This window comes from Nonomuraea sp. NPDC048916, from assembly GCF_040649575.1.
GTDB lineage: Bacteria > Actinomycetota > Actinomycetes > Streptosporangiales > Streptosporangiaceae > Nonomuraea.
This window is the reverse complement of sequence record NZ_JBEZFS010000016.1, coordinates 25,047-50,451: the sequence shown is the minus strand read 5'-3', so window position 1 is coordinate 50,451 and position 25,405 is coordinate 25,047. Positions and strand designations below refer to the sequence as shown.

19 protein-coding genes are annotated in these 25,405 nt (G+C 68.1%); 9 read left to right on the top strand and 10 right to left on the bottom strand.

Features of this window, described 5'->3' with window-relative positions; translation table 11 throughout:
* Positions 1–207 precede the first annotated feature (207 nt).
* The 6 genes from AB0C16_RS19030 to AB0C16_RS19005 all read left to right on the top strand — a co-directional run bounded on the left by AB0C16_RS19030 (position 208) and on the right by AB0C16_RS19005 (position 6,847).
* On the top strand, positions 208–1,500 hold the full coding sequence (locus AB0C16_RS19030; protein WP_357684526.1) for an extracellular solute-binding protein: 1,293 nt from the start codon (positions 208–210) through the stop codon (positions 1,498–1,500).
* 4 nt (positions 1,501–1,504) lie between these two features.
* The gene (locus AB0C16_RS19025; protein WP_357684524.1) at positions 1,505–2,515 is read left to right on the top strand and encodes a sugar ABC transporter permease; all 1,011 of its coding nucleotides are present in this window, start codon (positions 1,505–1,507) and stop codon (positions 2,513–2,515) included.
* Between the two features lie 5 nt (positions 2,516–2,520).
* Entirely contained in the window at positions 2,521–3,375 is an 855-nt protein-coding gene (locus AB0C16_RS19020) for a carbohydrate ABC transporter permease (RefSeq protein WP_357684730.1), read from the top strand.
* 25 nt (positions 3,376–3,400) lie between these two features.
* A complete protein-coding gene (locus tag AB0C16_RS19015; protein ID WP_357684522.1) occupies positions 3,401–4,993 on the top strand; it encodes a glycoside hydrolase family 13 protein in 1,593 nt (530 codons plus the stop codon).
* A 7-nt stretch (positions 4,994–5,000) separates the two neighbouring features.
* A complete protein-coding gene (locus AB0C16_RS19010; protein WP_357684520.1) occupies positions 5,001–6,029 on the top strand; it encodes a LacI family DNA-binding transcriptional regulator in 1,029 nt (342 codons plus the stop codon).
* A gap of 77 nt (positions 6,030–6,106) precedes the next feature.
* Complete coding sequence (locus AB0C16_RS19005) at positions 6,107–6,847, top strand: ABC transporter permease (protein ID WP_357684518.1); 741 nt, start codon at positions 6,107–6,109, stop codon at positions 6,845–6,847.
* A 58-nt stretch (positions 6,848–6,905) separates the two neighbouring features.
* Here AB0C16_RS19005 and AB0C16_RS19000 read toward each other — a convergent pair whose 3' ends face one another.
* The 4 genes from AB0C16_RS19000 to AB0C16_RS18985 form a co-directional block, all read right to left on the bottom strand.
* Positions 6,906–7,913, bottom strand: coding sequence for a 1-aminocyclopropane-1-carboxylate deaminase (locus tag AB0C16_RS19000; RefSeq protein WP_357684516.1), 1,008 nt, complete (start codon positions 7,911–7,913; stop codon positions 6,906–6,908).
* 65 nt (positions 7,914–7,978) lie between these two features.
* Positions 7,979–8,662 (bottom strand): GntR family transcriptional regulator, encoded by a 684-nt coding sequence (locus AB0C16_RS18995; RefSeq protein WP_357684515.1) that lies wholly within the window; start codon positions 8,660–8,662, stop codon positions 7,979–7,981.
* Between the two features lie 73 nt (positions 8,663–8,735).
* On the bottom strand, positions 8,736–9,350 hold the full coding sequence (locus AB0C16_RS18990) for a hypothetical protein (RefSeq protein ID WP_357684728.1): 615 nt from the start codon (positions 9,348–9,350) through the stop codon (positions 8,736–8,738).
* Positions 9,338–10,726, bottom strand: coding sequence for a selenium-binding protein SBP56-related protein (locus tag AB0C16_RS18985; RefSeq protein ID WP_357684513.1), 1,389 nt, complete (start codon positions 10,724–10,726; stop codon positions 9,338–9,340). The genes AB0C16_RS18990 and AB0C16_RS18985 overlap by 13 nt, the downstream gene beginning before the upstream one ends.
* Before the next feature lie 168 nt (positions 10,727–10,894).
* Between AB0C16_RS18985 and AB0C16_RS18980 the strand changes: the two genes are divergently transcribed.
* The 3 genes from AB0C16_RS18980 (at position 10,895) to AB0C16_RS18970 (ending at position 14,090) form a co-directional block, all read left to right on the top strand.
* Positions 10,895–11,794, top strand: coding sequence for a bile acid:sodium symporter family protein (locus AB0C16_RS18980; RefSeq protein WP_357684511.1), 900 nt, complete (start codon positions 10,895–10,897; stop codon positions 11,792–11,794).
* An 81-nt stretch (positions 11,795–11,875) separates the two neighbouring features.
* A complete protein-coding gene (locus AB0C16_RS18975; RefSeq protein WP_357684509.1) occupies positions 11,876–12,169 on the top strand; it encodes an acetamidase/formamidase family protein in 294 nt (97 codons plus the stop codon).
* Positions 12,170–12,365: 196 nt separating this feature from the next.
* Positions 12,366–14,090 (top strand): hypothetical protein, encoded by a 1,725-nt coding sequence (locus tag AB0C16_RS18970; protein WP_357684507.1) that lies wholly within the window; start codon positions 12,366–12,368, stop codon positions 14,088–14,090.
* 437 nt (positions 14,091–14,527) lie between these two features.
* Here AB0C16_RS18970 and AB0C16_RS18965 read toward each other — a convergent pair whose 3' ends face one another.
* From AB0C16_RS18965 to AB0C16_RS18940, 6 genes are all read right to left on the bottom strand, one after another.
* Positions 14,528–16,765, bottom strand: coding sequence for a DEAD/DEAH box helicase (locus AB0C16_RS18965; protein ID WP_357684505.1), 2,238 nt, complete (start codon positions 16,763–16,765; stop codon positions 14,528–14,530).
* Positions 16,766–17,395: 630 nt separating this feature from the next.
* The gene (locus AB0C16_RS18960) at positions 17,396–20,938 is read right to left on the bottom strand and encodes an AAA domain-containing protein (protein WP_357684503.1); all 3,543 of its coding nucleotides are present in this window, start codon (positions 20,936–20,938) and stop codon (positions 17,396–17,398) included.
* Positions 20,938–21,303, bottom strand: coding sequence for a hypothetical protein (locus AB0C16_RS18955; protein WP_357684501.1), 366 nt, complete (start codon positions 21,301–21,303; stop codon positions 20,938–20,940). The genes AB0C16_RS18960 and AB0C16_RS18955 overlap by 1 nt, the downstream gene beginning before the upstream one ends.
* Before the next feature lie 749 nt (positions 21,304–22,052).
* Positions 22,053–22,796, bottom strand: a complete 744-nt coding sequence (locus AB0C16_RS18950) for an SDR family oxidoreductase (protein ID WP_357684499.1) — start codon at positions 22,794–22,796, stop codon at positions 22,053–22,055.
* A gap of 70 nt (positions 22,797–22,866) precedes the next feature.
* Positions 22,867–24,993, bottom strand: a complete 2,127-nt coding sequence (locus AB0C16_RS18945; protein WP_357684497.1) for a carbon starvation CstA family protein — start codon at positions 24,991–24,993, stop codon at positions 22,867–22,869.
* Positions 24,990–25,322 (bottom strand): hypothetical protein, encoded by a 333-nt coding sequence (locus AB0C16_RS18940; RefSeq protein ID WP_357684495.1) that lies wholly within the window; start codon positions 25,320–25,322, stop codon positions 24,990–24,992. Before AB0C16_RS18940 ends, AB0C16_RS18945 begins: the two co-directional genes overlap by 4 nt.
* Positions 25,323–25,405: the final 83 nt, after the last annotated feature.

The following is a 25,405-nucleotide window of genomic DNA, read 5'->3' as shown; positions in this document are numbered from 1 at the left end:
TCATCGGCGGGGTCGTACGCCTGCGGGGTAGGCATTGTCACGCTCCGTGGCGTTTGGTGGTGCACGGGCGATATAACGGATTGCAGAAACTTTCAGTAAGAGCTTCCAATTCTGCTCGTGCGGGCGTAACGTCCGGGCTTACTCCAGCCCGGCCGGCCGGTTCTTCCTGCCGTGGACCGGACCCCCTTGAGTTCATGAGGAGAAGAGATGCGGCGAGCCTTCCCGGCTGCGGCAGTCGTTGCGGCCCTCGCCCTGGCGGTCTCCGCCTGCGGTGGCGGCGGCGAGACCGCGGCACCCACCCCCGCCCAGTCCGCCGCCGACCCGTCGCAGATCAGCGGCGAGGTCACCTGGTGGGACACCACCCGCCCGGACAGCGAGGGCCCGACCTTCCAGGCGCTGATCAAGGAGTTCGAGGCGGCGTACCCGAAGATCAAGGTGAAGTACGTCAACGTCCCGTCGGACCAGGCGCAGAACCAGTTCCAGACGGCCGCCCAGGCCGGCACCGGCGCGCCCGACGTGATCCGGTCCGAGGTCGCCTGGACCTCGCAGTTCGCCTCGCTCGGCTACCTGCAGCCCCTGGACGGCACGCGTGCGGTCGACCAGCAGGACGACTTCCTGCCCGGCCCGCTGTCCAGCACGAAGTTCCAGGACAAGACCTACGCGGTGCCGCAGGTCACCGACACCCTCGCGCTGATCTACAACAAGCGGCTGCTGAAGGAGGCCGGCCACGAGGAGGCCCCCAAGACCGTCGCGGAGCTCAAGCAGGTCGCGCTGGACGTCAAGGCCAAGACCGGGGTCAACGGTCTCGCGCTGAACGTGGACTCCTACTTCCTGCTGCCCTTCATCTACGGCGAGGGCGGCGACCTGCTGGACGTCGCCAATAAGAAGATCGTGGTGAACTCGCCCGCCAACGTGAAGGCCATCGAGACCGTCGCCGACCTGATCAGCTCGGGCGCGGCGCCCAAGCCGGCCACCACCGACAGCTACGCCAACGCCATGACCGCCCTCAAGGACGGCAAGGCCGCGATGATCTACAACGGCCCGTGGGCGCTGTCGGAGATCTACCAGGGCAAGGAGTTCGCCGACAAGACCAACCTGGGCATCGCCCCGGTGCCGGCCGGCTCGGTGAAGGCCGGCGCCCCCACCGGCGGCTGGAACCTGGCCATCTACGCGGGCTCGAAGAACCTGGACGCGTCCTACGAGTTCGTCCGGTTCATGTCCACGGTCGAGGCGCAGGGGAAGATTGCCAAGGAGCTGGGGCTGCTGCCCACCCGCACCTCGGCCTACGAGACCCCCGAGGTGAAGAGCAACGCCGACGTCTCCGTCTTCAAGCCGATCATGGACACCGCCGTGGCCCGCCCCTGGATCCCCGAAGGCGGCCAGCTGTTCCAGCCGCTGGTGGAGGGCTACCAGGCCCTGGTCAGCGGCCAGAGCAAGCCCGCCGACCTGCTGAAGAAGGTCGACGAGCAGTACCACGGGATCATGAAGGACTGGAGCTGACCCCATGCCGCTCTCCACTGGACGTGCGACGAGCACGGCCAGCGACCCGGCCGCGGGCGGCGACGCCCGCGGCCGGCGCCGCCGGGACGAGCGGGGCCGGCTGCGCGGGGCGCTGAACAGGCACTGGTACGCCTGGGCGATGGTCGCGCCGGTGCTCGTGGTGATGGCGGTGCTCATCGGCTGGCCGCTGGTCCGCGGCGTCTACCTGTCGCTCACCGACGCCACCGAGGCCAACATCGGCCGCACCATCGGCGTCAACGTCATCCCCTCCAGTTACGAGTTCGTCGGGTTCGACAACTACGTCGCGATCCTCACCAGCGAGGTGTTCTGGGACAAGCTCCTCTGGACCGTGGTGTGGACCGTGGTCTGCGTCGGCTGCCACTACGGCATCGGGCTCGGCCTGGCGATGATGCTCAACCGCAGGCTGCGCCTCCGCTCGCTCTACCGGGTGCTGCTGATCCTGCCGTGGGCGGTGCCGGCCTTCGTCGCCGCGTTCATCTGGCGCTACCTCTACAACAGCGACTACGGCGTGATCAACGGCATGCTCAAGGCGGTGGGCCTGTCCGGAGTCGGCTGGCTGGACGACCCGATCACGGCCAAGCTCGCGGTGATCGCGGTCAACGTGTGGATCGGCGTGCCGTTCATGATGATCGCCGTGCTCGGCGGGCTGCAGTCCATCCCCAAGGAGCTGTACGAGGCGGCCGAGGTCGACGGCGCCACGCCGTGGCAGCGATTCGCCCAGATCACGCTGCCGGGGCTGCGGCAGGTGTCGAGCACCGTGATCCTGCTCGGCACGATCTGGACGTTCAACATGTTCCCCATCATCTTCCTGGTCACCAGGGGCGGGCCCGGCAGCGAGACCGAGATCCTGGTCACCTACGCCTTCCGCGAGGCCTTCACCGGGGTGCGCAACTACTCGGGCTCGGCGGCCTGGGGCATGATCATCCTGGGGCTGCTGGTCGTCCTGGCGCTCGCGTACCGGCGCACGCTGCGCAAGCAAGGAGAGGTCTGGTGACCACCATGACGGCCCGCCGGCGCAGGGGCCGCGAAGACCGCGGACCGCTGGCCTCGATCGCCCTGCACGCCACCCTGCTCCTCGCGGTCGGCGTGGCGCTGTTCCCCGTGGTCTGGCTGATCCTGACCTCGCTCAAACCGCGTGACGGATGGCTGTCGACCGAGTTGCAGCTCTTCAACGACAGCTCGCTGGACAACTACGCCCGGGTGCTCGGTGGGACTCAGTTCCCGCTGTGGCTGCTCAACTCGGCGCTCGTCGCGGCCCTGACCACCGTGCTCGGCGTCTTCCTCGCGGCCACCACGGGGTACGCGGTCAGCCGCTTCCGCTTCCCCGGGCTCCGAAGCGTCATGTGGCTGCTGCTGGTGACCCAGATGTTCCCGGTCGCCGTGCTGATCGTGCCGCTCTACAACCTGATGGCGGCGCTCGGCCTGCTCAACCAGATCCCCGGGCTGGTCATCGCCTACATGACCATCGCGGTGCCGTTCTGCGCGTGGATGATGAAGAGCTACTTCGACACCGTTCCGCGCGAGCTGGACCAGGCGGCGATGGTCGACGGGCTGACGCCGTTCGGCGCGTTCTGGCGGGTCATCCTGCCGCTCGCCCGGCCGGGCATCGCGGTGACCGCGTTCTTCTGCTTCATGACCGCCTGGGGCGAGGTCGGCTACGCCACGATCTTCATGTCGCAGGAGAACAAGCGCACGCTCGGCGTGGGGCTGCAGCAGTTCGTCGGGCAGCACTGGTCGGACTGGGGCCTGATGACCGCCTCCGCGGTGCTGATCGCGATCCCCGCGGGGGCGGTGTTCCTGCTGGTGCAGCGTCACTTGATCACCGGTCTCACCGCCGGCGCCACCAAGTCATGACATTTCATTTGATCGGGGGAGCAATATGACCGAGCTCGCACACGTGGACCGTGCCGCCGCCGGCGACACCGGCTGGTGGCGGGACGCGGTGATCTACGAGGTCTACGTGCGGAGCTTCGCCGACGGCAACGGCGACGGCATCGGCGACCTGCTCGGCGTGCGCAGCCGCCTGCGGTACCTGGCCGACCTCGGCGTCGACGCGATCTGGGTGACGCCCTTCTACACCTCCCCGATGGCCGACTTCGGCTACGACGTGGCCGACTACCGCGACGTGGACCCGATCTTCGGCACGCTGGCCGACGCCAAGGCCCTGATCGACGACGCCCACGGCCTCGGCCTGCGGGTGATCGTGGACGTCGTGCCCAACCACACCTCCGACCGGCACCCCTGGTTCCGGCAGGCGGTGGCCGCCGGGCCGGGCAGCCCGGAGCGCGAGCGCTACGTCTTCCGCGAGGGCAAGGGAGAGCTCCCGCCCAACGACTGGGAGTCGGTCTTCGGCGGCCCGGCCTGGACCAGACTGCCCGACGGGCAGTGGTACCTCCACCTGTTCGCGCCCGAGCAACCGGACCTCAACTGGGAGCACCCCGAGGTGCACGCCGAATTCGCCGACATCCTGCGGTTCTGGCTGGACCTGGGCGTCGACGGCTTCCGCGTCGACGTCGCGCACGGCATGGTGAAGGCCGAAGGGCTGCCCGACATCGGGAAACGCGGCCACGTCGAGATGATCGGCAGCAACGTTCTGCCCTTCTTCGACCAGGACGGCGTCCACGAGATCCACCGGTCCTGGCGGGCGATCCTCGACTCCTACGAAGGCGAGCGGATCGGTGTGGCGGAGGCCTGGGCCCCGACCCCGGAGCGGCTGGCCAGATACGTCCGCCCGGACGAGCTGCACCAGGCGTTCAACTTCCACTTCCTCAACACGCCCTGGGACGCGCACCTCTTCCGCGGCGTGATCGACGAGTCGCTGGCCACGACCGCGCTCGTCGGCGCCCCGGCCACCTGGGTGTTGTCCAACCACGACGTCAAACGGCACGTCACCCGCTACGGCGGCGGCGAGACCGGCCTGCGCCGGGCCCGCGCGGCCGCGCTGCTGATGCTGGCCCTGCCCGGCTCGGTCTACCTCTACCAGGGCGAGGAACTCGGCTTGCCCGAGGTGTCCGGCCTGCCGCAGGAGTACCTCCGGGACCCGCAGCGGCTACGGGCCCCCGACAGCGGGCGCGACGGCTGCCGCGTGCCGATTCCCTGGGCGGACATCACACCGGGCTTCGGCTTCGGATTCCCCGTCTCCGAAGGGAGCTGGCTGCCGATCCCCGACTCGTGGGGCCCGCTCAGCGTCGCCTCGCAACTCCGCACGCCGGACTCGACGCTCAGCCTGTACAGGAAGGCGCTGCGGATCAGGCGCCAGCTCGGCGACCTCGACCTCGGCCCGCTCACCTGGCTCGACTCACCGGACGGCACGCTCGTCTTCACCCGGGGAGGTCTCACCTGCACGGTCAACATGAACCCGCGGCCGATCGAGATCCCCGCCCCGGGCGAGGTCGTGCTGGCCAGCGCGGCACCCTCCCCGGCCGGCGCCCGGGTGACGCTGGAGCCCGACTCCACCGTGTGGTGGCGCTGAGGTGAGCGTGACCGGCAACACGACCCGGCTCACCGACATCGCCGCCCACGCCGGGGTGAGCGAGGCGACGGTCAGCCGGGTCCTGAACGGCAAACCGGGGCCGTCCTCCTCCACCCGGCAGGCCGTGCTGGCCGCCATGGACGTCATGGGCTACGAGCGCCCGAAACGGCTGCGCCAGCGCAGCAACGGGCTGGTCGGCCTGGTGACCCCGGAGCTGGACAACCCGATCTTCCCGGCGTTCGCCCAGGCCATCGAGAAGGCGCTGGCCCAGCACGGCTACACGCCGCTGCTGTGCACCCAACTGCCGGGCGGCGCGATCGAGGACGAGTTCACCGAACTGCTCGTCGAACGCGGCGTCAGCGGCATCATCTTCGTCTCCGGCCTGCACGCCGACACCACCGCGCGCGCCGACCGCTACGACCAGCTGATCCGGCAGGGCGTGCCCATCGTCCTGCTCAACGGGCACGCGGCCGACGTCCCGGCGCCGTTCATCTCGCCCGACGACCGGGCCGCCGTGGGACTGGCCGTCCAGCACCTGGCCGACCTCGGCCACGAGCGCATCGGCCTGGCCGTCGGCCCGGGGCGGTTCGTGCCGGTGATCAGGAAGATCGAGGGCTTTCGCGCCGCGATGACCCAGATGCTGGGCGCCCAGGACGTGGACGAGCTGATCTCCCACTCGCTGTTCTCGGTGGAGGGCGGCCAGGCCGCCGTCGGCCCGCTGCTGGAGCGCGGCTGCACGGCCGTCATCTGCGCCAGCGACCTGATGGCGCTCGGGGCCATCCGGGCGTGCCGCGAGCGCGGGCTGTCCGTTCCCGGGGACGTGTCGGTCGTCGGCTACGACGACTCGCCCCTCATCGCCTACACCGACCCGCCGCTCACGACCGTCAGGCAGCCGGTTCAGGCCATGGTCGCCGCCGCGATCGACACGCTTTTGGAGGCTGTGGCCGGAGCCCCGGCGCGGCACTCCGAGCTCGTCTTCCAGCCCGAGCTCATCGTGCGCGGATCCACCGGCTCAGGGCCCAAGATCCTGCGCTGACCGGGCCCTCGCGATCGGTGCGCACGTCGTGTGTGACGCTCGGTGATCCGTGCTTCGGTAGGGGCAGACTGATCACCGTGCGTTCCTCGTCGCTGATCTCGTTCACGCCGCTGCTGCCGGTGGCCCTGCTCGCGCTGGTCGCGGTGGGCGTGGGGGTGGCGTGGCTCGGCCGTCTGGGGCACGCGCGGGCCGTGGTGACCGCCTGCCTGCGCGCGGCCGTGCAACTGGGCGCGGTGTCCGTGGTGATCGCCGGGGTCGTGGCGCTGCCGGCGGCGGTCGCGGGGTTCGTGCTGCTCATGTACGGCGTGGCCACCTTCACCGCGGGCCGCCGCATCACCGAAGGGCGGGGCTGGTGGTGGGCCGGGGCGCCGATCGCGGCGGGAACCGTGCCGGTGCTGGCCGTGCTGGTGGCGAGCGGGGTGATCTCCACCAAGGGAATCGTGATCATCCCGATCGCCGGGATCCTGCTCGGCGGGTGCCTGACTGCCACGACGCTGGCCGGACGGCGCGCGGTGGACGAGCTGGTTCAGCGCAAGGGAGAGGTGGAGGCGGCGCTGGCGCTGGGGTTCGAGCCCCGGGACGCGGCGCTGGAGATCTGCCGCCCGGCGGCGGCACAGGCGCTCGTGCCCGCGCTCGACCAGACCCGGACCGTGGGTCTGGTCACCCTGCCGGGCGCGTTCGTCGGCATGCTGCTCGGCGGGGCGAGCCCGATCGAGGCCGGGGTCGTCCAGCTCGTGGTGCTGGTGGCCCTGCTGGCCGCCGAAGCCGTGGCGACCGTGGTGACCATCGAACTCGCGGTCCGAGGACACCTGGTCTGAGCCCGATCCCGCTCTGCCGGATCCGTTTCCGGGACGTACGTGAGCCGCGGGCGGCGGGTCAGCGGAAGACGCCGCTGTAGGCGTTGAGGGCGGGCTGCCCGCCGAGGTGGGCGTACAGGACGTTGGAGCCCTCGGGGATGGCGCCACTGCGGACGAGGTCGATGAGCCCGGCCATGGACTTGCCCTCGTAGACGGGGTCGAGGATCACGCCCTCCAGGCTGCCGGTGAGCCGGATGGCGTCGAGGGTGGACTGGACGGGGATCCCGTAGCGGTCGCCGGCCCATCCCTCCAGGACCGTGATCTCGTCGTCGCGCAGGTCGCGGCCGAGGCCGATGAGCTCGGCGGTGTTGCGGGCGATCTTCCCCACCTGCGCGCGCGTCTGCGCCGGTTCGGCCGAGGCGTCGATGCCCAGCACCTTGCGCGGCCGGTCCTGGCCGGCGAAACCGGCGATCATCCCGGCCTGGGTGCTGCCGGTGACGCTGCACACGACGACGGTGTCGAAGAACACGCCCAGTTCGTGCTCCTGCTGCCGCACCTCGTCGGCCCAGTTGGCGAATCCGAGGCCGCCGAGCGGGTGGTCGGAGGCTCCGGCCGGGATGGCGTAGGGGGTGCCGCCCGCGGACCGGACGCCTTCGATGGCCTCGGTCCAGCTGTCCTTGAACCCGATGCCGAACCCGGCGTCGACGAGCCGGACGTCGGCGCCCATGACGCGTGACAGCAGGATGTTGCCCACCTTGTCGTTGACCGCGTCGGGCCAGTCGACCCAGGCCTCCTGCACGAGCACGGCCTTCAGCCCGAGCCTCGCCGCCACGGCGGCCACCTGGCGCGTGTGGTTGGACTGGACGCCTCCGATGCTGACCAGGGTGTCCGCGCCCTGCCGGAGGGCGTCGGGGATCAGGTATTCCAGCTTGCGGGTCTTGTTGCCGCCGTAGGCGAGGCCGCTGTTGCAGTCTTCTCGCTTGGCCCAGATCCGGACCCCGCCGAGGTGGCCGCTGAGCCGGTCCAGCGGGTGGACGGGGCTCGGGCCGAAGGTCAGGGGATAGCGCTCGAAGTCGTCGATGGACACGCGTGGCTCCTTCAGTCTGGCCGGGGTGGGTGTGGCCGGGTGGCTGGGCGGGGGTGGGGTCGTCGTCAGGCGTGGGCGCCGGGTTCGCCGTCGGCCAGGGAGGCCAGCAGCGGGGCCAGGGTCTCCCAGTTGGCTCGGGAGGCCTCGGCGGCTCCTTCGGCGTCGCCGGCCTCGCACAGGGCGATGATGCGATCGTGGTGGGCGAGCGAGCCCCGTCCGCTCAGCGAGGAGAAGTGCAGCCGCTCGATCCGGCGCAGCACCGGGGTGAACTGCTCCAGCACCGCGCGTACGGCCTGGTTGGCGCACGCTTCGACCGGGACGGCGTGGAAGTCGTCGTCGGCGGCGAGCGCCTCGCCCGCGTCGCCACGACGCAGCGCGGCGGCGAAGCGGGTGTTGGCCGCGCGCATCGTGTCCAGCTCGGCGGCCGAGAGGTTGGGGACCGCCTCGCGGACGGCGAGCTCGTGCATGGCGGAGGTCACCGACTGCGCGTCACGCACGGCACGGACGTCGAGCGGGCTGACGATCGTGTAGCGGCCGGGTTTCGTCAGCACCAGGCCCGACCGTTCCAGCCGGCCGAGCGCCTCGCGGACCGGGGTGCGGCTGATGCCGAGCCACGCCCCGAGGTCGGCGTCGTTCAGGCGCTCTCCGGGGGCGAGCGTGCCGTCGACGATCGCGTCCCGGATCGCCCGGTAGGCGTCCTCGCGGAGCAGCGGTCTGGAGACGAGCCCTCGGCTCTGGGGTACCGGCATGCAATATTATGCACTTTGTATATCGCATTTTGTCAAAGTACGTTCCGCTGTGTCGCGTTTAGCCGGGAGTCGGTCAGGCGTTCAGCAGGGTGAGCACGCCCGCGCCCACGAGCGCCGCCGCCCACATCCGGTCCACGTTGAACCAGGCGCGGCGCAGCACGGTCAGCCCGGCCACCTCGTAGACGGTCATCGCCGTCACGCCCGCGACCGTGAACATCGCGAGCGTGTGCAGCGCCGCGACGCCCAGGCCGCCGGAGAGCGCGTGTCCCGCGTGCCCGGCGTGCCCGGCGTGCAGGTCGGTGAAGACCGGGATCAGCATCAGCCCCGCGCCGTGCGCCGAGGACATGAGGAACGACCAGGCGGCCAGCTGCGGCAGGGACAGCCGCATGCCCACCCAGCGGAAGTGCCGTGACGACAGCAGCCGCCACAGCCCGAACCCGACGAGCACCACGCCCCCGGCGATCGACAGCACCGTGCTCGTCGTCAGCGAACCGGTGACCTCGACCACGACGGCGACCAGCGCCACCGACGCCAGGTGCCCGGCCGCGATGGCCGGCAGCGACTTGAGCAGCATGACCCTGCTGCGTTCCTGCAGGCCGCGGGCGACGGCGAAGAGCCAGCCCATGGCGGGGTTGAGGCCGTGGAAGGCGCCCAGCAGGAGCGCCGCCGCGATCGTCACGGGTAGCAGTAGGAGTCGGAGGAGGCGTCGCCTCCCTGGAGTCTCACCTGGTGGGGGCGCAGGCCGCGGAAGTCGTCGCCGTGCGGGAAGAACCGCTCGTCGAACGTGAACGAGTCGGCGTCGATCTTGGCCAGCCAGGCGCCCACGCCCTCAGGATAGAACTGGTCGTCCCACGCCCCGTACAGGGAGTTGCTCACGTAGACGCGCCTGCCGTCCCTGCTCACCTCGACCATCTGGGGGCCGCCGCGCAGCGGGCCGTCCGCCGACGGGTGGGACGCCGTGCGCGCGATCCCGCCGATCCGCAGGGAGCCGAGCTCGACCGGCTTGAACGGGTCGCTCACGTCGTACTGCTTGAGCTCGCCGGTGCCCCAGCAGGAGACGTAGAGGCGCTGGTCGTCCACCGACAGGTCGATGTCCGTGATCAGCGGCGGCACCGCGCCGAAGGGTTTGAGCACGTCGGGCAGGTCGTCCGCGTCGGCGGGCTCGGCGGGGACCTCGATCACCTTGCGCGCCTGCCAGGCGCCGTTCTCGTGGAACCAGGTCCACACCGAGGCCGACAGGTCCTCGACGCTGACGACCACGCCGGCGAAGCCGTAGGTCTTGGTCGGGTCGTGCGCGGGGCGCAGTTCGAGCGTCATCTGGTGCTGGTCGCCGAGGTCGAGCTCCTGGACGTGGCGGCGCTTGCGCAGGTCCCAGAAGTGCAGCTTGTGACCGTACTTCCGGCCGAGCAGCAGCTCGCCCACGACCCCGTTCTCGATCATCGACGGGGTGCCCCACTCCGAGCTGACCAGCACGTCGTGGTTGATGTGCCACCAGAAGTCGTAGGACAGGTACTGCGGGCCCCGATCCATCTCCCACCGGCCGAGCACCTCGAACGACTGGTGGTCGAGGATCGCGATGCCGCCGGGCCCGTCCCTGCCGTCGGCCCCGCCGAGCGCCGAGACGTAGAGTCCCTCCGGCCCGCAGTGCACGGTGTGCGGCCGGGAGTACCCCGCCCGCTTGGCCAGCTCCTCCGGCTCGATCACCTTGACGATCTCCGGGCTGATCCGGTCCTTGGTGTCGAGGATGTAGATGCGTGACGAGCGCAGACCGGGCACGACGAGATAGCGGCGCTCGATGTGGGGATGCGGGGCGTAGGGGCAGAGCGCGCTGCTGCAGGCGTTCCAGCCGAAGTGATGCAGTTCGTCACCGGTGTTGGGCAGGTCGGTCCAGCCGGCCACGCCGCCGTAGCCGGAGGAGGAGGGGTCGGTGTCGAGGACCGCGATCGCGTCTGGTCTTCGCGCCTGGCGGTCGAAGGCGGCGACGTAGGCGAGCCGCTCCACTGGCGCGGCGGCGGCGTCCCTCGGAGACGGGTAGAACGTGGGATCCGGTGTCCAGAGTGCCATCCACCCATACTTCCCGCATTACCTACACGGTCAAGAGGCATTGACTGCGTGTCGCCCAAGGGACGGCTCCGGCGAAGGTCACGAATAGGGCCAATGTCTTGATCGGTGATGGATCGGGCTGTTAGACAAGGTCAGCGGTTGCTTATCTTGAGGAACGGTGGTCCCCCCGTGCAGCAGTCCGTTCTCACCACTGTCATGCTTCCGGCCGCGCTCGCGCTGATCATGTTCGGGCTGGGATTGTCGCTCGGCCTCCGGGACTTCGCCAACGTGGCGACCCGGCCCAAGGCCGTGATCATCGCCCTGACCGCCCAGGTGCTCGTCCTGCCGGCCGTGTGCTTCGGGCTCGTCGTCCTGTTCGGGCTGGAGCCGCTGCTCGCCGTCGGCATGATGCTGCTCGCCGCCTCGCCCGGCGGCACCACCGCCAACCTCTACAGCCACCTGTTCGGCGGCGACGTGGCCCTGAACGTCAGCCTCACGGCGGTGAACTCGGTGCTGGCCGCCTTCACGCTGCCCGTGGTGGTCAACCTGTCGCTCGACCACTTCGTGGGGGAGGGGCAGGACATCGGGCTCCAGGCCGACAAGGTGGTGCAGGTCTTCGCCATCGTGCTCGTGCCGGTCGCGATCGGCATGCTGGTACGCCGGCTCAGCGTGACGTTCGCGGACCGGATGGACAAGCCGGTCAGGATCCTGTCCGCGATCGTGCTGGCCGCGGTGATCATCGGCGCGATCGTGCAGGAGCGCGAGCGGCTCGGCGGCTACATCGCCTCCGTCGGGCTGGTGGCGCTGCTGTTCAGCGCGATCAGCCTCACCATCGGCTACTGGCTGCCCCGGCTGTTCAAGGTCGGGCGCCGGCAGGCCATCGCGTCCGGCATGGAGATCGGCATCCATAACAGCACCCTGGCCATCACGATCGCGCTCAGCCCCTCCCTGCTCGGCAACTCGACGATGGCCGTGCCGCCCGCCGTCTACGGGGTGCTCATGTTCGGCACCACACTGGTCTTCGGCTACCTCGTCCGGCGCCGCCGCGACATCACCGAGCCCGACGAACCCCTGACCGCGGACGCCTGATCCGGGGCCCTCCCGGGGCCTTGGCGGGCGGCGCCGGCAGGCAGAGCGTGACTATCAGCACGCCTCACCGAGGGGCCCGCCATGGCCCTACACGAGATCCGCATCGACCCGAGCCTCGCCCTGCGGGAGCAGCCCGGCACCGGGCACAACCGCTGGCACCCCGACATCCCGCCCGTCGTCCGCTGCGAGCCGGGCGACGAGGTCGTCATCGAGACCCGCGACGCCTTCGACGGCCAGATGGGCTCCAGCGCCACGCTCAAGACCGTGGAGGCGCCCGACCTCGACGTCGTCCCCCCGCTCACCGGCCCCGTCTACGTCGAGGGCGCCCAGCCGGGTGACCTCCTGGAGATCGAGATCGGAGCCGCTCCACCTTGACCATGAGGTGGTCGTCGACGCGGCCCGTGCCCCCTGCATCGCACCCTGCCGTCAAACCTGGCGAAACCGGTTTCCAGCTCCGCACAGCGGACACACCGCTAAGATCATCCGCATCATCACCCAAATCTGGGCCGCCGCCGGCCGATACCGCTTCGGGCGCGCGGCCGCTGTCGCCGTCGCGCTCTACCTGGCCGCCGTGGCCGTCGCCGCCGTGCTCGCCGCCGTGTCCGGCGACCTGGCAGCGCTGTCGGTGGCCGCGACGGCCACGACGTGGGCCCTGTCCGCGCGGGGAGACTGGCTGGGGCCGCTGCTCATCGGGATCTGCGGGCTCAACGCGTGGATGTTGTGGCAGGTGCTGCGCGGTCCCGCGCTGCCACGCGCCGTGGGGTTGCCGCGCAGCGTGGTCTGGCTGCGGCGTCTGCTCTACGCGGGCGTCGCCGGCGACCTGGTGCTGTGGGAGCTCGCCGAAGAGCTGTCCGGCACCGTGGAGTACGTCACGAGCCTGGTCGTGTGGGCTGCCACGATGATCCTGCTGGTGCGGGTCGTCTCCGGGGTCTCGGCCTCGTTCCGGGCGATCGCTCTGGCGCTCGGCCTGATCGGCGCGCTGACCCCGGCGCTGCTGTTCTCCTTCGACGGCTCCGGCCTCCAGGTGATCAGTCTGCTGGGACTGGCGAGCTTCGGCTGGATGGTGATGATCCTTGTCGCGCAGCGTCGCGACGGGCGGTGGAGCGGCGCCACGATCAACATCGGGCGGATCGCTCTCATCGCCCCGCTGGCCTTTCCGGTGCTCAGCCTCGTCTTCCAGAGCGAGTCGCCGCTGTTCGACGGCCCGGGGCTTGTGGTGGGAGCGCTTGGCGTGTTCAGCACGGTGTGGCTGGCGCGCACCGCGCACGAGCTCGCCAGGCCGGCCGGCACGTCCGCCGTCGAATCCGCGACTCGGCCGGCGCCCGTCGCCGGGCGCGGATCGCGGCTGTCCGTGGCCGTCGCGCTCGTGCTGCCGCTCGTCGTGGTGGGCGCCGAGGAAGGCGCCCGGTTCAGCTTCACCGGCACGGACGTGGGCTGCCGCGAGCGGGTCCGGTCCTACGCCGACACCCGGCCGGAGGACCGGCGGTGGTCGTTCCTCTGCCTCGCCAGGAACGACGTTTACACGGGGACGCCGATGTTCCCCGAGGACCTGCCGGACCAGCGAGCCCTGGCGTACGGCGAGGAACTGTGCGCGGTGCCCGCCGTCGAGGAGCGGCAGGTGCTGCTACGGCGGCTGGGCGGGTCGGCGGGCACGGCCGAGCTCGGCGACGCCCTGGAGTTCCTGTGCCCCGGCGTCGTCGCCCGGCAGCGGGCGGACCAGGCGCGCGAACAGGCCGAGCGGGAGCGGGAGCTGGCCGCGTGGAAGGCCGAGATGAACGCCCGATGCGCCGACCCCTGGCCGAAGCTGCGGGCCAGGCGGCAGGGCACGGCCGCGTACCTGCTCTTCGAAGGGGGCGGCTACGCCGTCTTCGACGACCGGGACAGCACTGAGGGGGCGGGCGGCGACATCTTCAAGGCCATCGACGACGGGTTCATCGACGCCGCCGGCAGCAGCGCCGCCATCACGACCTACGGCGAGAACGAGCCGATGTGCCTCACGGTCAAGGCGTTCGGCGCCGCCCCGCCGCTCCGGCTCCAGGGCTGGGACCGGGTGGTCGAGGTGGGCGTCGTCAGCCGCAGCGGCCGCCTGGTCGTGCCGCCGTATCCGGAGGGCGGCGACAGCGGGGCGATCGCGCCGCTGCCCAACCTGGCCGTCAGCGGCCCCGGGCGCTACCGGATGCGGGTCTACGCCCGCGCGTTCGAGTGGGACGAGGACGACCCCGACGCGCCCGTCGAGGAGCACCTGATCGTCGTCTACCCCGGCCGTTCCGCGAAGAAGATCGTCCACCGCCCGTGACGGTGACCCGGTCAGGCACTTTGCGTGCAGACGGTGCGCCAGCGCGAGCACATGCCCGTCGAACGTGGGGCGCACCTGAACTTTCGAATCGGCGGCACCCGCTTAGGAGAGCACGAGCCCTTGGGTCGATTGATGCATCTTGACCTGGGCAAACCCACAATAGGGTTGACAGTCATTCCTTGATCATCCCGTGTATGTCCCGCGCCCCCGAGCGGAGGGCCCAGTCGACGGCCTTGCGCAATTGCGCTGGCGACAGGCGCCTTGAGCGTAGGGGTGATGTAGGTGACCAGTGCCTGGCGCTCTACCTCGGGCGGCAGCGTGGGCAGGTCTTCGTCAGGCAATGGAGCGCACAACGTCTCCCCACCCTAACGAGTCACCTGCCGCTGTCAGCGGGCGGGCTACGGTAACGTTTCCGTCCGGGCTCGCCCTTCGATCTTTCACCCCATGGATTCTGCATGCCCGTCTGAATGTGACGGCTTCCCAAGACGGATGTGCTGTCGCTCCTCTTCGAGGAGCGCATCGAGGTCGACGTCCCGGTTGATGAAGCGGGCCTCGATGTCCTCGGCCAGGTCGCTTGGGCGCGCCACCCGGTTGAAGATGTCGGCCTTGACGTGACCGCGCTGGACCAGCCTTTCCTCCAACGTGTCTAGGGCGATGAGCCGATAGACCGTGACGGGGCGTGTTTGGCCGATCCTGTGGGCGCGCCCGGCCGCCTGCCATTCAGTGCTGGGCTTGTCCTGCGGTTCGAGGATGATGACCACAGAGGCGTTGTGCAGGTTCAGGCCCTGACCGCCTACGGTGATTTGCGCCACGAGAGCGGCGAAGCCAGGCGCACGGTCGAAGGCGTCGATCTGCCTGGTCCTCTCGGAAGGGCGTACGTCGCCATGCAGAACAGAGCAATCGGATCCCAAGACCGAGTTGGCCATGGTGAGTGCCTCACGGAAGAAGCTGAAGACGAGGAGCTTCTGCTCGTTGGCGCGGCATTCCTGGGCGATCTCATGCAACCGCTGCATTTTCCCTGAGCTGGCGTCGCCGAGGGTGGTCAGCTTTCTGCGGACGGTCATGACGCGCTCGGTGAGCGCGATCTGCTCATACCTGAGCCGCTCGGACCTTTTCAACGGAATGAGCTCGTCATTCAGTGTGAGCGGTGGCAGTTCCCGCATCACCTCCTCCTTGTTGCGCCGCAGGTAGACGTCAGCGATGGCGCGCCGGAACCGGTCAGGCTCGCGGTGAGCGCGCTCCCCGCGCCCGAACACCCGACGCAGCTCACGGCCTTTGTCCGGGTTTACCAGCTCGATCACATTGAGGAATTCTCTGGCGTCATTCTCCATCGGAGTGCCGCCCATGAGCAGACACCGTCGCGCCGGGGCAACAAGTGCGGCGGTCACCTGCGTGCGCTGACTGCCGGGGTTCTTGACCAGGTGGGCCTCGTCGACGACGGCGAATCCCAGGTGCGGCGGAGGGCGGTCGACCAGTGTTTTGGCCATGTCGTAGGAGACCACCATGAGGCCGCGGCTGGCCATCCAGCGCCGCCGGTCGGCATCGGCTTGCTGGCCGCGGTAGGTGAAGGCCGGCACGTCCGGCAGTGTCTCGGCGATCTCCTGGAGCCAAGTGTCGATCTGCGAGGCCGGGCAGATGATGAGGTGGTGGTGTTGTCGTTCATACGCGATGGCATGCCCGATTGCAGCCAACGCCTGCACGCTCTTGCCCAGCCCCATCTCATCACCCAGGATGGCCCGTCTCACGACGAGTGCGAAGGACGCGCCCAGTTCCTGATAGATGCGAAGCTCCTTACGCAGCAGCGATCGGTCGAGGTGGACGGCGGCGATCTGGCTGGCCAGGTCAGCCGGGATCCAACGGCGACCCGCGCCCGTCAGGACGACTTCCTGTTCGCGCCGATCACCCTCGTGCACGGTGATCTGTTCCAACAGGGCCATCAAGCTGGCGTTGTTTCTCCGCCATGTGGCTTTGACCTCGCCGTCGGCCAACGGCGTCCGGATGAGTTCCTCTACTTGATCACGCTGATGCCTTACATCGGCCAGGAGCACGCCGATAGACGGAGCATGCGCGCGTTCCCACAGCGTCTGATGCTCGATGAGCAGCCGCCGCTGGCGGTCATCTGCAGCCACGAACCACGACCGTCTTCGTGTCGCGCCGGCCAACTCACGCAGGTCTTCCATCAAGGGCTCGAGAACCTGCCATGCCGGGGCCTGGGACAGGTTCTTGGCGGCATGCAGCGTGTACAGGGCCCTGGCCAGGTCCACCTCGCACGCCTGCCAACCGCGCTCGTCGAGCGCGGGCCGCAGGTCGTCCGGCATAGGCCAGAGGGCGTGGACGAGACCTTGGTGAAGTTTGTCTGCGTATTTCGGCCCGATGCCGACGAAGCGGGTCAGACGGTTCCGGTGGCGACTGACATCGGCTGCAGTGTGAAGTCCTGCGGCGTGCAGCGTCGCGGCGGGGACTTTGTGCCCGTCATAGTCCAGGCGCTCGACCGGGAGCCGGGCGAGCCGAACCTTGACCTTAAACTCGCGCATGGCCCGCCGGGTGCGGTGCACCTCGGCGGCGGCGTGCTCCAAGAACTGGTGGCCTGTCTGCTGATCGTCTTCCAGGCAGTCCAACAGATCTCGTGCCCAGTGATGGATCTCCTTACGTTCGCGTCGTCTGGAAAACAGCACGTCGTCCCCTCGCCGTCAGGGCATGGCCGGTTGCCATCGTGAGGATCGTTGGCAATCACGCCATGGGCTATCGGGCTGGGTGCTTGATTCTTCTGCCGATAGGTAAAGAGAAATGTCACGTTCGGGTGTTAGTGCCGCGGCCGCCGGGGTGCTCGCTGCTGATGACGCCCATCGTCGATGTCCGGGAACGGGCTGATGGGATGTCGACAGGGGGCGGGCTGAGCCAGCGCAGGCGTCTCATCGCGCCGCTGCCGCGCAGGGCGGCCTCTCGTTGCCGCTGGCATGGTGGGCATGTCGGCGGCGGGCCGTTGCCGATGCGACGCTGATCGACCGGATCATCGCCGTGTGGCCGTCGTTCGCCTTGATCGGCGCCTACGAAATGCTGATGGGCCAGATCCGACTGCATCATTCCAACCGGGAGACGGCTACCCGTCGCTCGCCGAACGGGAGCGGTGGGATGCGCGGTGACCTTCAAGATCTTCGCCGGACTGCCTGGCGGTGGGCGCTGGCTAATCTCAGCTCGGAGGGAAGCCTTCCCCCAGGACCAGCTATCGCTACCCAGTTCTCGCGAAGTGCTCGATGGGGCCGTTGGATAGAGCGTGCCGGGGCAGCGGGCGAGCTTGGCCACTCCTAGAAATCCAGCTTCTCGGCATCGAGATCGAAGAGTTGCCATGCGGGCAGTCGTATGCTCCGTCGGCCAACGGTAGGGTCCGCCAGCAATCGGGTCCGGGTTTGCTGCACACGAAGGTGCTTTGCGAGGTCGGTGTCCTCCGCTCCAGGGTCGATGAGTATGGCTACCTGGCCGTCGCGGCACACAGCGTCGGCCAGGTAGCCGTCGATTCGCGCGGCCAGCTCGACTCGTGTGGGCTCGCGGGCGGTGAGATATTGGTAGAGCCTGTTCGTCATCGGGCCGGAAGGCACGTCATCCGTGTTGTGCGAGCGCATGATCAGTTCGGCTGCCACGCCGCCTTGGTCGCTCCAGAACGATAGGTCGCCGATGATCACGAGGTGTGCGCGGGCTCTGGTGATGGCTACGTTCCAGAGGTTGAGCTCGCGGTTCAACCACACCACCGCCTGCTTGCTCATGCTCTTGCTGGCGACCAGGGAGAGCACGATGACGTCGCGTTCCCCGCCCTGGAATGTGTGCGCTGTTCCGATCCGGATGCGATCATTGTTGGCCAGTAGCCGTTCCAGGTGTTCTCGTTGGGCGCTGAAGGGAGTGACCACCCCGATACTGACGTCGGCGGGATCTCGTGAGATCGCCTTGGCCAGGGCCGTTGCTCTCTCGGCCTCCTCCCGGTTCAACCACGACTTGTTGCGGCCACGCTGCGCCTGCCCCTGCACGTTGATCCACGTAATGGCGGGCTTGCCCAGATTCTTTTGACGATGCACATCGACCAGCACAGTGAGCTGTCCGCCGTAGAAAAGTCGGTTGGACACCTCGGCAATGTCGGGATGGCAGCGGTAGTGCTCGTCGAGCAGTATCCGATGCCCCACCGCGGCCGACGTTGTGTGGAAGGCGGAGTGTCGGCGGTAGGAGAGGCGGTGTTCCTCCAGCCAGGCTGGATGCAACCCAGCCATCCGGATGTTGTGTGCCTCCCGTGCCGGGTCGAGTGTGGAGATGTGCGGTAGCTGCATGGGATCGCCGATGATGAGCGCCCGGTCAGCACGGAACAGTAGCGGCAGGATCCCGGCGATGGAGCACTGGCTGGCCTCATCGATGATCACCAGATCGAACAGCTTCGGGGCCATGGGCAGGCGTCTGGCTGATTGGTTGGTGACCGCCCAGCCCCGCACGTACTCCAAAGCCTGTCTTAGTTCGCGCCAGTCGCCGCGGGACTGCCCAGAGGCTTGCACGAGCTGAATGATCTGCTGGCGTCCCCTTCGACTCATCGAGTCGATCTCCCACCTCAGCCGGGCGTGCGAGGCGGTTGTCACGCGGGACCAAGCCGTGTCATGTGCTGCGACCAGAGACTCGGCGTCAGCGGCTGTGTCGAGTTGGCCTTTCAGGGCGTGCCAGCGACTCTGTGCTGCTGCATAGCGAGCAAGTGCCACGCAGGCAGCTTTGCTCGCTGGCACAGAAAGTCGGGCCCGGCGGAACAGCCGCGCCCGTCGCCAGTTCCCGAAGAATCTGGCACTTGCGGTCTTGGTCGCGCGCCGCTCCCATGATTCCCACGGCCCACTGAGGCCGCTTGGTGCACAGCCAAGCTCTGTCTCGGCCTCCTCTCGAAGCCGGCCGGCCTGGAGCAAATCGCGCTCTAACGCCGCGACGTCCGCGAGTGCTGCACGCGCTCGACGAAGTTCATCCAGGGCGATCCCTTGCTCGCCTTCGATCGTGGCCCTGGTCGACGAGGGAGGCGGGGCGGAGAGTAAGTGCCTCAGACTCTTGCCTTCTTCTTCCTGCATCTCGCGACTACCACTACGGATGAGCGCGCCGGGGACCAGGCGTTCACATCGTTCCCAAACCTCCTGAACCGCCTGGTTGTTGTTCGAGGCGACCAGGACTTTCTGCCCTGCGCAGATCGCAGTGGCTACTGTCGTCACGACCAGTTGACTCTTGCCGGTGCCCGGAGGGCCGGTCGCGATCGTGAGCCGTTCGCGCATTGCCGACTCCACGACGTTCTGCTGACTTTCGTTGAGTCGAAGCGGAGCAACGAGCCTGCACTCCGCTTGGAACGCGGAGGTTGGCGGATCGAGCAGACCTGCCAAGGCGGTCTGCGGGATCTTGGCAGCGTCCGTGCGGAGGTCGTCGAGATCTTTGAGCAGCCGCCGAATGGCAGCCTCGTTCTGTTCGACCAAGAACAACACGGCGCTGTTGCGCGCGCCACTGATGGGCGTGTCCATATCAATGTCAGGCGTCAGGTATTCCGGTCGGAGTTCCTCCACGCAATCTATGCCGAGCTCGCCCAGGTGATACCGGAGGTCTCTGACCATGTCGGAGTAATGGCTGCTGAGCCAGTGCGGTCGATAAGTTGCCAGGAACTGCTCGGCTTCCTCCTGCCCGAGGCAGCTGGCGAGCAGCTGAGGATTCGGTAGGGCCGGACCGAAGGCGACCAGTTTGCGATCGACCACCTCGACCTGTCGCATGATCAGCGGAGCGATTCTCGGAGCTCGGAGTGTCTTGCCGTTCTGATCTCGGAACTGCACCACTGTGGGGTAGCCGTACCACAGCTCATCGCCTGACTGCTGGTCCAGCAGTCGCCTTGCTTCAGGTGGAGACTCCGTCTGGGAGTCTCCACAGAGAAGACGTTCTATCCCAGGGACACTCACGACATCCTGCCGAGTCAGCGGCCGCATTGTTCTGGCCTCGGCGACCAGACAAGACCGGTAATAGGCGATAAGCGCGGGCCAACTACCCTGCTGGCCTGAGGGGGTGCCCAAAGGGGCTTCGTGGGATAAGGCTTTGAGCGACTGGAGTTCCAGCGATCTGCCGATGGCCGATCTGGCGAGGTGGATCTGTCCCGTCACTCCATGGGCTGACTTGACAGGCGTCTGCGGTGTATCCAGAGTGCGCTGACTCAGTCGAGTGCTGACATGGTGGAATAGATCTTCCACCGACACCTTCCCATCGCCATCGTGATCTGCTTGACCAGTAACGAGGCCGTTGATGATCTCCTCCGTGAAGACGGAAGGTCGATCGCCTTCGCCCGCGAAGGAAACCTGGCCGGCGCCGGAGGATGACAGGACGTAGACACCGCGGCTGGCCAGAGGAAGCGACGAATCGGTCGACTTGGGATCTCTTGTCGCGAATCCATGGACAAAGCCGCCACTCTGACAGCAGTCAAGGATCACTACCTTCTGCGCAGCTGGGCAGGCCTCCAACTGCTCATTGACGAAGGAAGCGCCCACTGCGCTCTCTTCGATTCGCCCATAGTCGGTGTCGATCGCCGCAAAGAAGAACTCTCCTGTGCTCCGGGTCAGTCGCAGTCCGTGACCGGTCACGTAGAGAAGAACGAGGTCGTTCTGGTCGGCCTGGCCGAGGAACTCGGCGATTTCGTATCGCAACTGCGTGGCAGACGCGTCTATCGCGACGTGGATCTTGTCGAAACTGCCGATGGCAGGATGTCCGAGAACCTGCTGGAGTTGCCTGACGTCGGTTACGCACGAGGGAAGTGTGGCGAAGGTGCTGTCGGAGTACGCGGAGGTGCCGATGAGAAAGGCTCTTCTGGCCACTACGCTTCGTCTCTCCCGAGAAAGTGTTCTAACGCCTGCGCGGTAGTGGCATCGAGTTTGCCGTCGATTTCCAGCTTTTTGTCGCCGTCCGTCAGGCGCACCCTTCTGCTGCGCTGTATGGCAGCCCATTCCCGGATAGCGATAGCGGCCAACTTGACGGCGCTCCCGGAGATGCCAAGCCAGAGGGCGGCGTCTGCCAGCGCAGGAGCGTTCTTGCCATCAACTGTCTGGTTTGTCGCAGAATCAACCCATTCTATGGTTGCCCCGTCAACCTCATCAAGCGCTTTTCGGAGGGAGCGAAGCTCGCTTTCCTGTCGGAGGATATTTCCATCGTTCGGGATTTCCAGCCGAACCCTTCGAGTCATGGGCATCCTTTCGCAAGAGGGGAAATTGTGATTGTAAGGCACAGCATCTTATGTGCCGATAGTTCCGAAGGGTCCACTATGACTCTGACGCCAGTCGGCCGCCTGGCGCCTTCCGTTTATATGTTCGAATGTGAGGCTTAAAAGGAATCGAGCCTCCATCAGGCCCGGCGCGGTTGAGTCCCGGATGCGCCAGTCGAGCGACCATCACCGCTCTGGAGGTCAGAGTGGATAGTTGCCTGATCCTTACCTCACGCTTCAATGGTTCGTCGTGTGCACACCAAAGCGCGCAGCCCCAGATCGCGGCTGAGGCGATACCATGCCTGCGACGAAATGCGTTATGCCGCCCATGATGGGCCTCCTGATGGTGCGATCCCGCTTCTCAGCAGTCCGAATGCGTCCGAGCCGTGCCTGGACGTTGAGGTCTTCGATCCTGTCTCGGATCGATGGTGGTGGTGCTGAACCGATCGCTTTCAGTCCCCTACCCTGGCTTTGGTATAGCCATGTTGAGCGGGAAGCCCCAAGTGTGGGCTGTGCTGCTCCGGCTCCCAAATCGCCCAGCATCCGCAACTCACGGCTGTCGGCCACAAGAGCGGAGGTCACCCGGTAGCCGTGAGCACCGCTGTAGGAGAGTGGTGGCTGTACGGCTGGCTGCTGTGCCCTGACCTGCGTAGATGCTTCGTACCCTCCAAACCAGCTGGAAGATCATCCCGCGTTGACCGCCTCGTCATGGGCCGCTCGCACCCGACCGGCTAGCGGAGGTAGGAGGCGCCGTTGAGGTCGAGGACGGCGCCGCTGGCCCACTCTGCGGCCGGTGAGGCGAGATACACGACGGCCGCCGCGATCTCCTCCGGCGCGGCCACCCGGCCGAACGGGCTCTGCGCGCGGATCTCGTCGCCCCGGGGCGGCTTGAGGTGTTCGTTGGTCATGTCGGTGGCCACGAAACCGGGCGCCACGGTGGCCACCGCGATGCCGCGCGGCGCGAGGGCGATGGCCAGCGACTGGCCGAACGCGTTGAGGCCCGCCTTGCTGGCCCCGTAGGCGGGGCTGTCGGGCTCGCCGCGGAAGGCCCCTCGGGAGGAGACGTTGACGATCCGGCCTCCGGCGGGCATGTGCCGGAGCGCGCACCAGGTGACGTTGGCCGCGCCCACGAGGTTGACGTCGAGCGTCTGCCGCCAGGCCGCCTGCCACTCCTCGTAGGACAGCTCCGTGATGGGGTGGTGCAGGAAGACCCCGGCATTGTTGACCAGCACGTCGATGCCGCCGAGCGCCTCGGCCGCCGCGTCGGCCATGCTCCGCACCTCGTCGGGGTCGGCCAGGTCGGCCTGGACCACGGCGTGCCCCTGACCGGGCAGCTCGCCGAGCAGCCGCCGCGCCTGCTCGGCGGAGTCACGGTGGTGGATCGCGACCCGGTCGCCCTCGGCGGCGAACGCCGCCGCGACCGCCCGGCCGATGCCTCGTGACGCCCCGGTGACGAGAACTCCACGTCCGCTCATTCGCCGCACCCTAGCAGGCGCACAAGTACGGCCCCCGCCCGGGGCGGGAGCCGTACGGAGGCCGGTGTTGTCAGGTGTCGCGGGACGACGCCTCGGCCATCATCCGGCGCTCCTCGCGGGTGGCGATGAGCCCGGCCGGTTCGACGATCCTGGATTCCTCGAACGGCGCCTCGGTGCTGGGCAGCGGCTCCCTCATCCTGATCGCCTTCGCCCACACCCGCATCGCGTCGACGAGCACGATGATGATGAGGACCGCGAACAGCGCGGCCAGGATGCCGTCGATGGTGGAGTTGAACACGATCTGGCGCATCGCGTCGGGCGTCTTGGCTGGGGCCAGCAGCTGTCCCTGGTCGAGCGCGGTCTGATAGCGGTTGCGCTGGGCGAAGAAGCCGAGGGTCGGATCACTGGAGAAGACCTTCTGGTAGCTCGCCGTGAGCGTGACCGCGACGTCCCAGGCGAGCGGCACCGCCGTCACCCAGGCCCATTTCAGCCGCCCGCTCTTGATCAGCAGTGTCGTGGCCACGGTGAGCGCCACGGCGGCGAGCAACTGGTTGGCGATGCCGAAGAGCGGGAAGAGCTGGTTGATGCCGCCGAGCGGATCGTTGACGCCCTGGTAGAGGAAGTATCCCCAGGCCGCGACGACCACCGCGCTGGACGCCATCAGCCCGGGCCACCAGCTCACGCGGCCGATCGGCTTCCACAGGTTGCCCAGGGTGTCCTGGAGCATGAACCGGCCGACCCGGGTGCCGGCGTCGACGGTCGTGAGGATGAACAGCGCCTCGAACATGATCGCGAAGTGGTACCAGAACGCCTGCAGGCCCGGCCCTCCGATGAAGTCGGAGAAGATCTGGGACAGGCCGACGGCCAGCGTGGGCGCGCCTCCGGTGCGGGCGATCAGGGTCTGTTCCTGCACGGCCTGCGCCGCCGCCTGCAGTTGTTCGGGGGTGATGACGAAGCCCAGGTTGGTGACCGCCTCGGAGGCCGTCTGGACGGTGGCGCCGACCACTCCGGCCGGGGAGTTCATCGCGAAGTAGAGGCCGGGGCTCAGGATCGAGGCCGCGGTGATGGCCATGACGGCGACGAACGACTCCATCAGCATGGAGCCGTAGCCGATCATCCGGACCTGCGACTCCTTGCGGATCATCTTGGGCGTGGTGCCGGACGAGATCAGCGAGTGGAACCCGGACAGCGCGCCGCAGGCGATGATGATGAACACGAACGGGAACAACGACCCGGCGAAGACCGGGCCCTTGCCGTTGAAGGCGAACTCGGTGAACGCCGTGGTCTGCAGCGCGGGCATGGTGACCACGACCCCGATCGCCAGCAGCGCGATCGTGCCGATCTTCATGAAGGTGGAGAGGTAGTCGCGCGGGGCCAGCAGCATCCAGACGGGCAGGACCGCGGCGATGAAGCCGTACCCGATGAGCCAGAGGGACAGTGCCGAAGGGCTCAGCGTGAAGGTGGCCGCCCAGCTCGACTCCTGGACCCAGCCGCCGGCGACGATCGCCAGTATGAGCAGCGTGACGCCGATCACGGTGGTCTCCATGACGCGGCCGGGCCGGATCGTGCGCAGGTAGAACCCCATGAACAGGGCGATCGGGATGGTCATCGCGATGGAGAAGGTGCCCCACGGCGACTTGGCCAGCGCGCCGACCACGACCAGGGCCAGCACCGCGAGCAGAATGATCATGATGGCGAAGACCGCGATCAGCGCCGCCGCCCCGCCGAACGGGCCGATCTCCTCGCGGGCCATCTGGCCCAGGCTCTTGCCGTTGCGCCGCATGGAGAAGAACAGGATGACCATGTCCTGCACGGCGCCGGCGAAGATCACGCCGGCGATGATCCAGATCGTGCCCGGCAGGTAGCCCATCTGGGCGGCCAGCACCGGCCCGACCAGCGGGCCGGCGCCGGCGATGGCGGCGAAGTGGTGGCCGAACAGGATCCGGCGGTCGGTCGGGTGGTAGTCGATGCCGTTGTCGAGTCGTTCGGCGGGGGTGGCCCTGCGGTCGTCGGCGCCCAGCACGCGGCGCAGGATGAACCGGGCGTAGAAGCGGTAGGCGATGGCATAGGAACCGAGCGCCGCCGCGATCAGCCAGATCGCGTTGACGTTTTCACCCCGGGACAGAGCCAGTACCGCCCAGCCGGTGGCGCCGACGAGGGCGACCGCCGTCCAGACGATGATGGAGCGCACGTTCACCGAATACCTCCAGATAAAGGTCGGCCAAGGCAGCAGCGCAGTCCGGCGTCCGGGGGAAGGTCGGTCGTGAATCGCCGCCAGCGGCCCAGCGCGCGGCAGTCGACGGTGACCGGGAGCCCGGCGAGATGGACCCAGGCGGTCGGGTGGGCGAACACGGGCGCGGATCCGACCTGGCGGGCGCGTCGCGGCAGGCGACGCCGGCGCAACGGACGGACGGAGAACTCTCCCGCGTCGGCACAGCAGAGGCCGACGACGTGCCAGTCGAAGTAGATCACCTCATCCTCGCGCAGCGCGTCGTGAGCTGCGGAGGTCAACATCATCGAAGTCATCTGTCACTCCTGGGTGATGATGCTTCAGAAGTTAGTCCTCGATCATCACCGAGTAAAGACGCCTGTTATGAGATCGCGGAGCC

Coding starts and splice junctions, on each gene's coding strand:
- AB0C16_RS19030 (WP_357684526.1), top strand. CDS start 208: ATGCGGCGAGCCTTCCCGGCTGCGGCAGTCGTTGCGGCCCTCGCCCTG.
- AB0C16_RS19025 (WP_357684524.1), top strand. CDS start 1,505: ATGCCGCTCTCCACTGGACGTGCGACGAGCACGGCCAGCGACCCGGCC.
- AB0C16_RS19020 (WP_357684730.1), top strand. CDS start 2,521: ATGACGGCCCGCCGGCGCAGGGGCCGCGAAGACCGCGGACCGCTGGCC.
- AB0C16_RS19015 (WP_357684522.1), top strand. CDS start 3,401: ATGACCGAGCTCGCACACGTGGACCGTGCCGCCGCCGGCGACACCGGC.
- AB0C16_RS18995 (WP_357684515.1), bottom strand. CDS start 8,662: ATGCCGGTACCCCAGAGCCGAGGGCTCGTCTCCAGACCGCTGCTCCGC.
- AB0C16_RS18985 (WP_357684513.1), bottom strand. CDS start 10,726: ATGGCACTCTGGACACCGGATCCCACGTTCTACCCGTCTCCGAGGGAC.
- AB0C16_RS18975 (WP_357684509.1), top strand. CDS start 11,876: ATGGCCCTACACGAGATCCGCATCGACCCGAGCCTCGCCCTGCGGGAG.
- AB0C16_RS18955 (WP_357684501.1), bottom strand. CDS start 21,303: ATGACTCGAAGGGTTCGGCTGGAAATCCCGAACGATGGAAATATCCTC.
- AB0C16_RS18950 (WP_357684499.1), bottom strand. CDS start 22,796: ATGAGCGGACGTGGAGTTCTCGTCACCGGGGCGTCACGAGGCATCGGC.
- AB0C16_RS18940 (WP_357684495.1), bottom strand. CDS start 25,322: ATGACTTCGATGATGTTGACCTCCGCAGCTCACGACGCGCTGCGCGAG.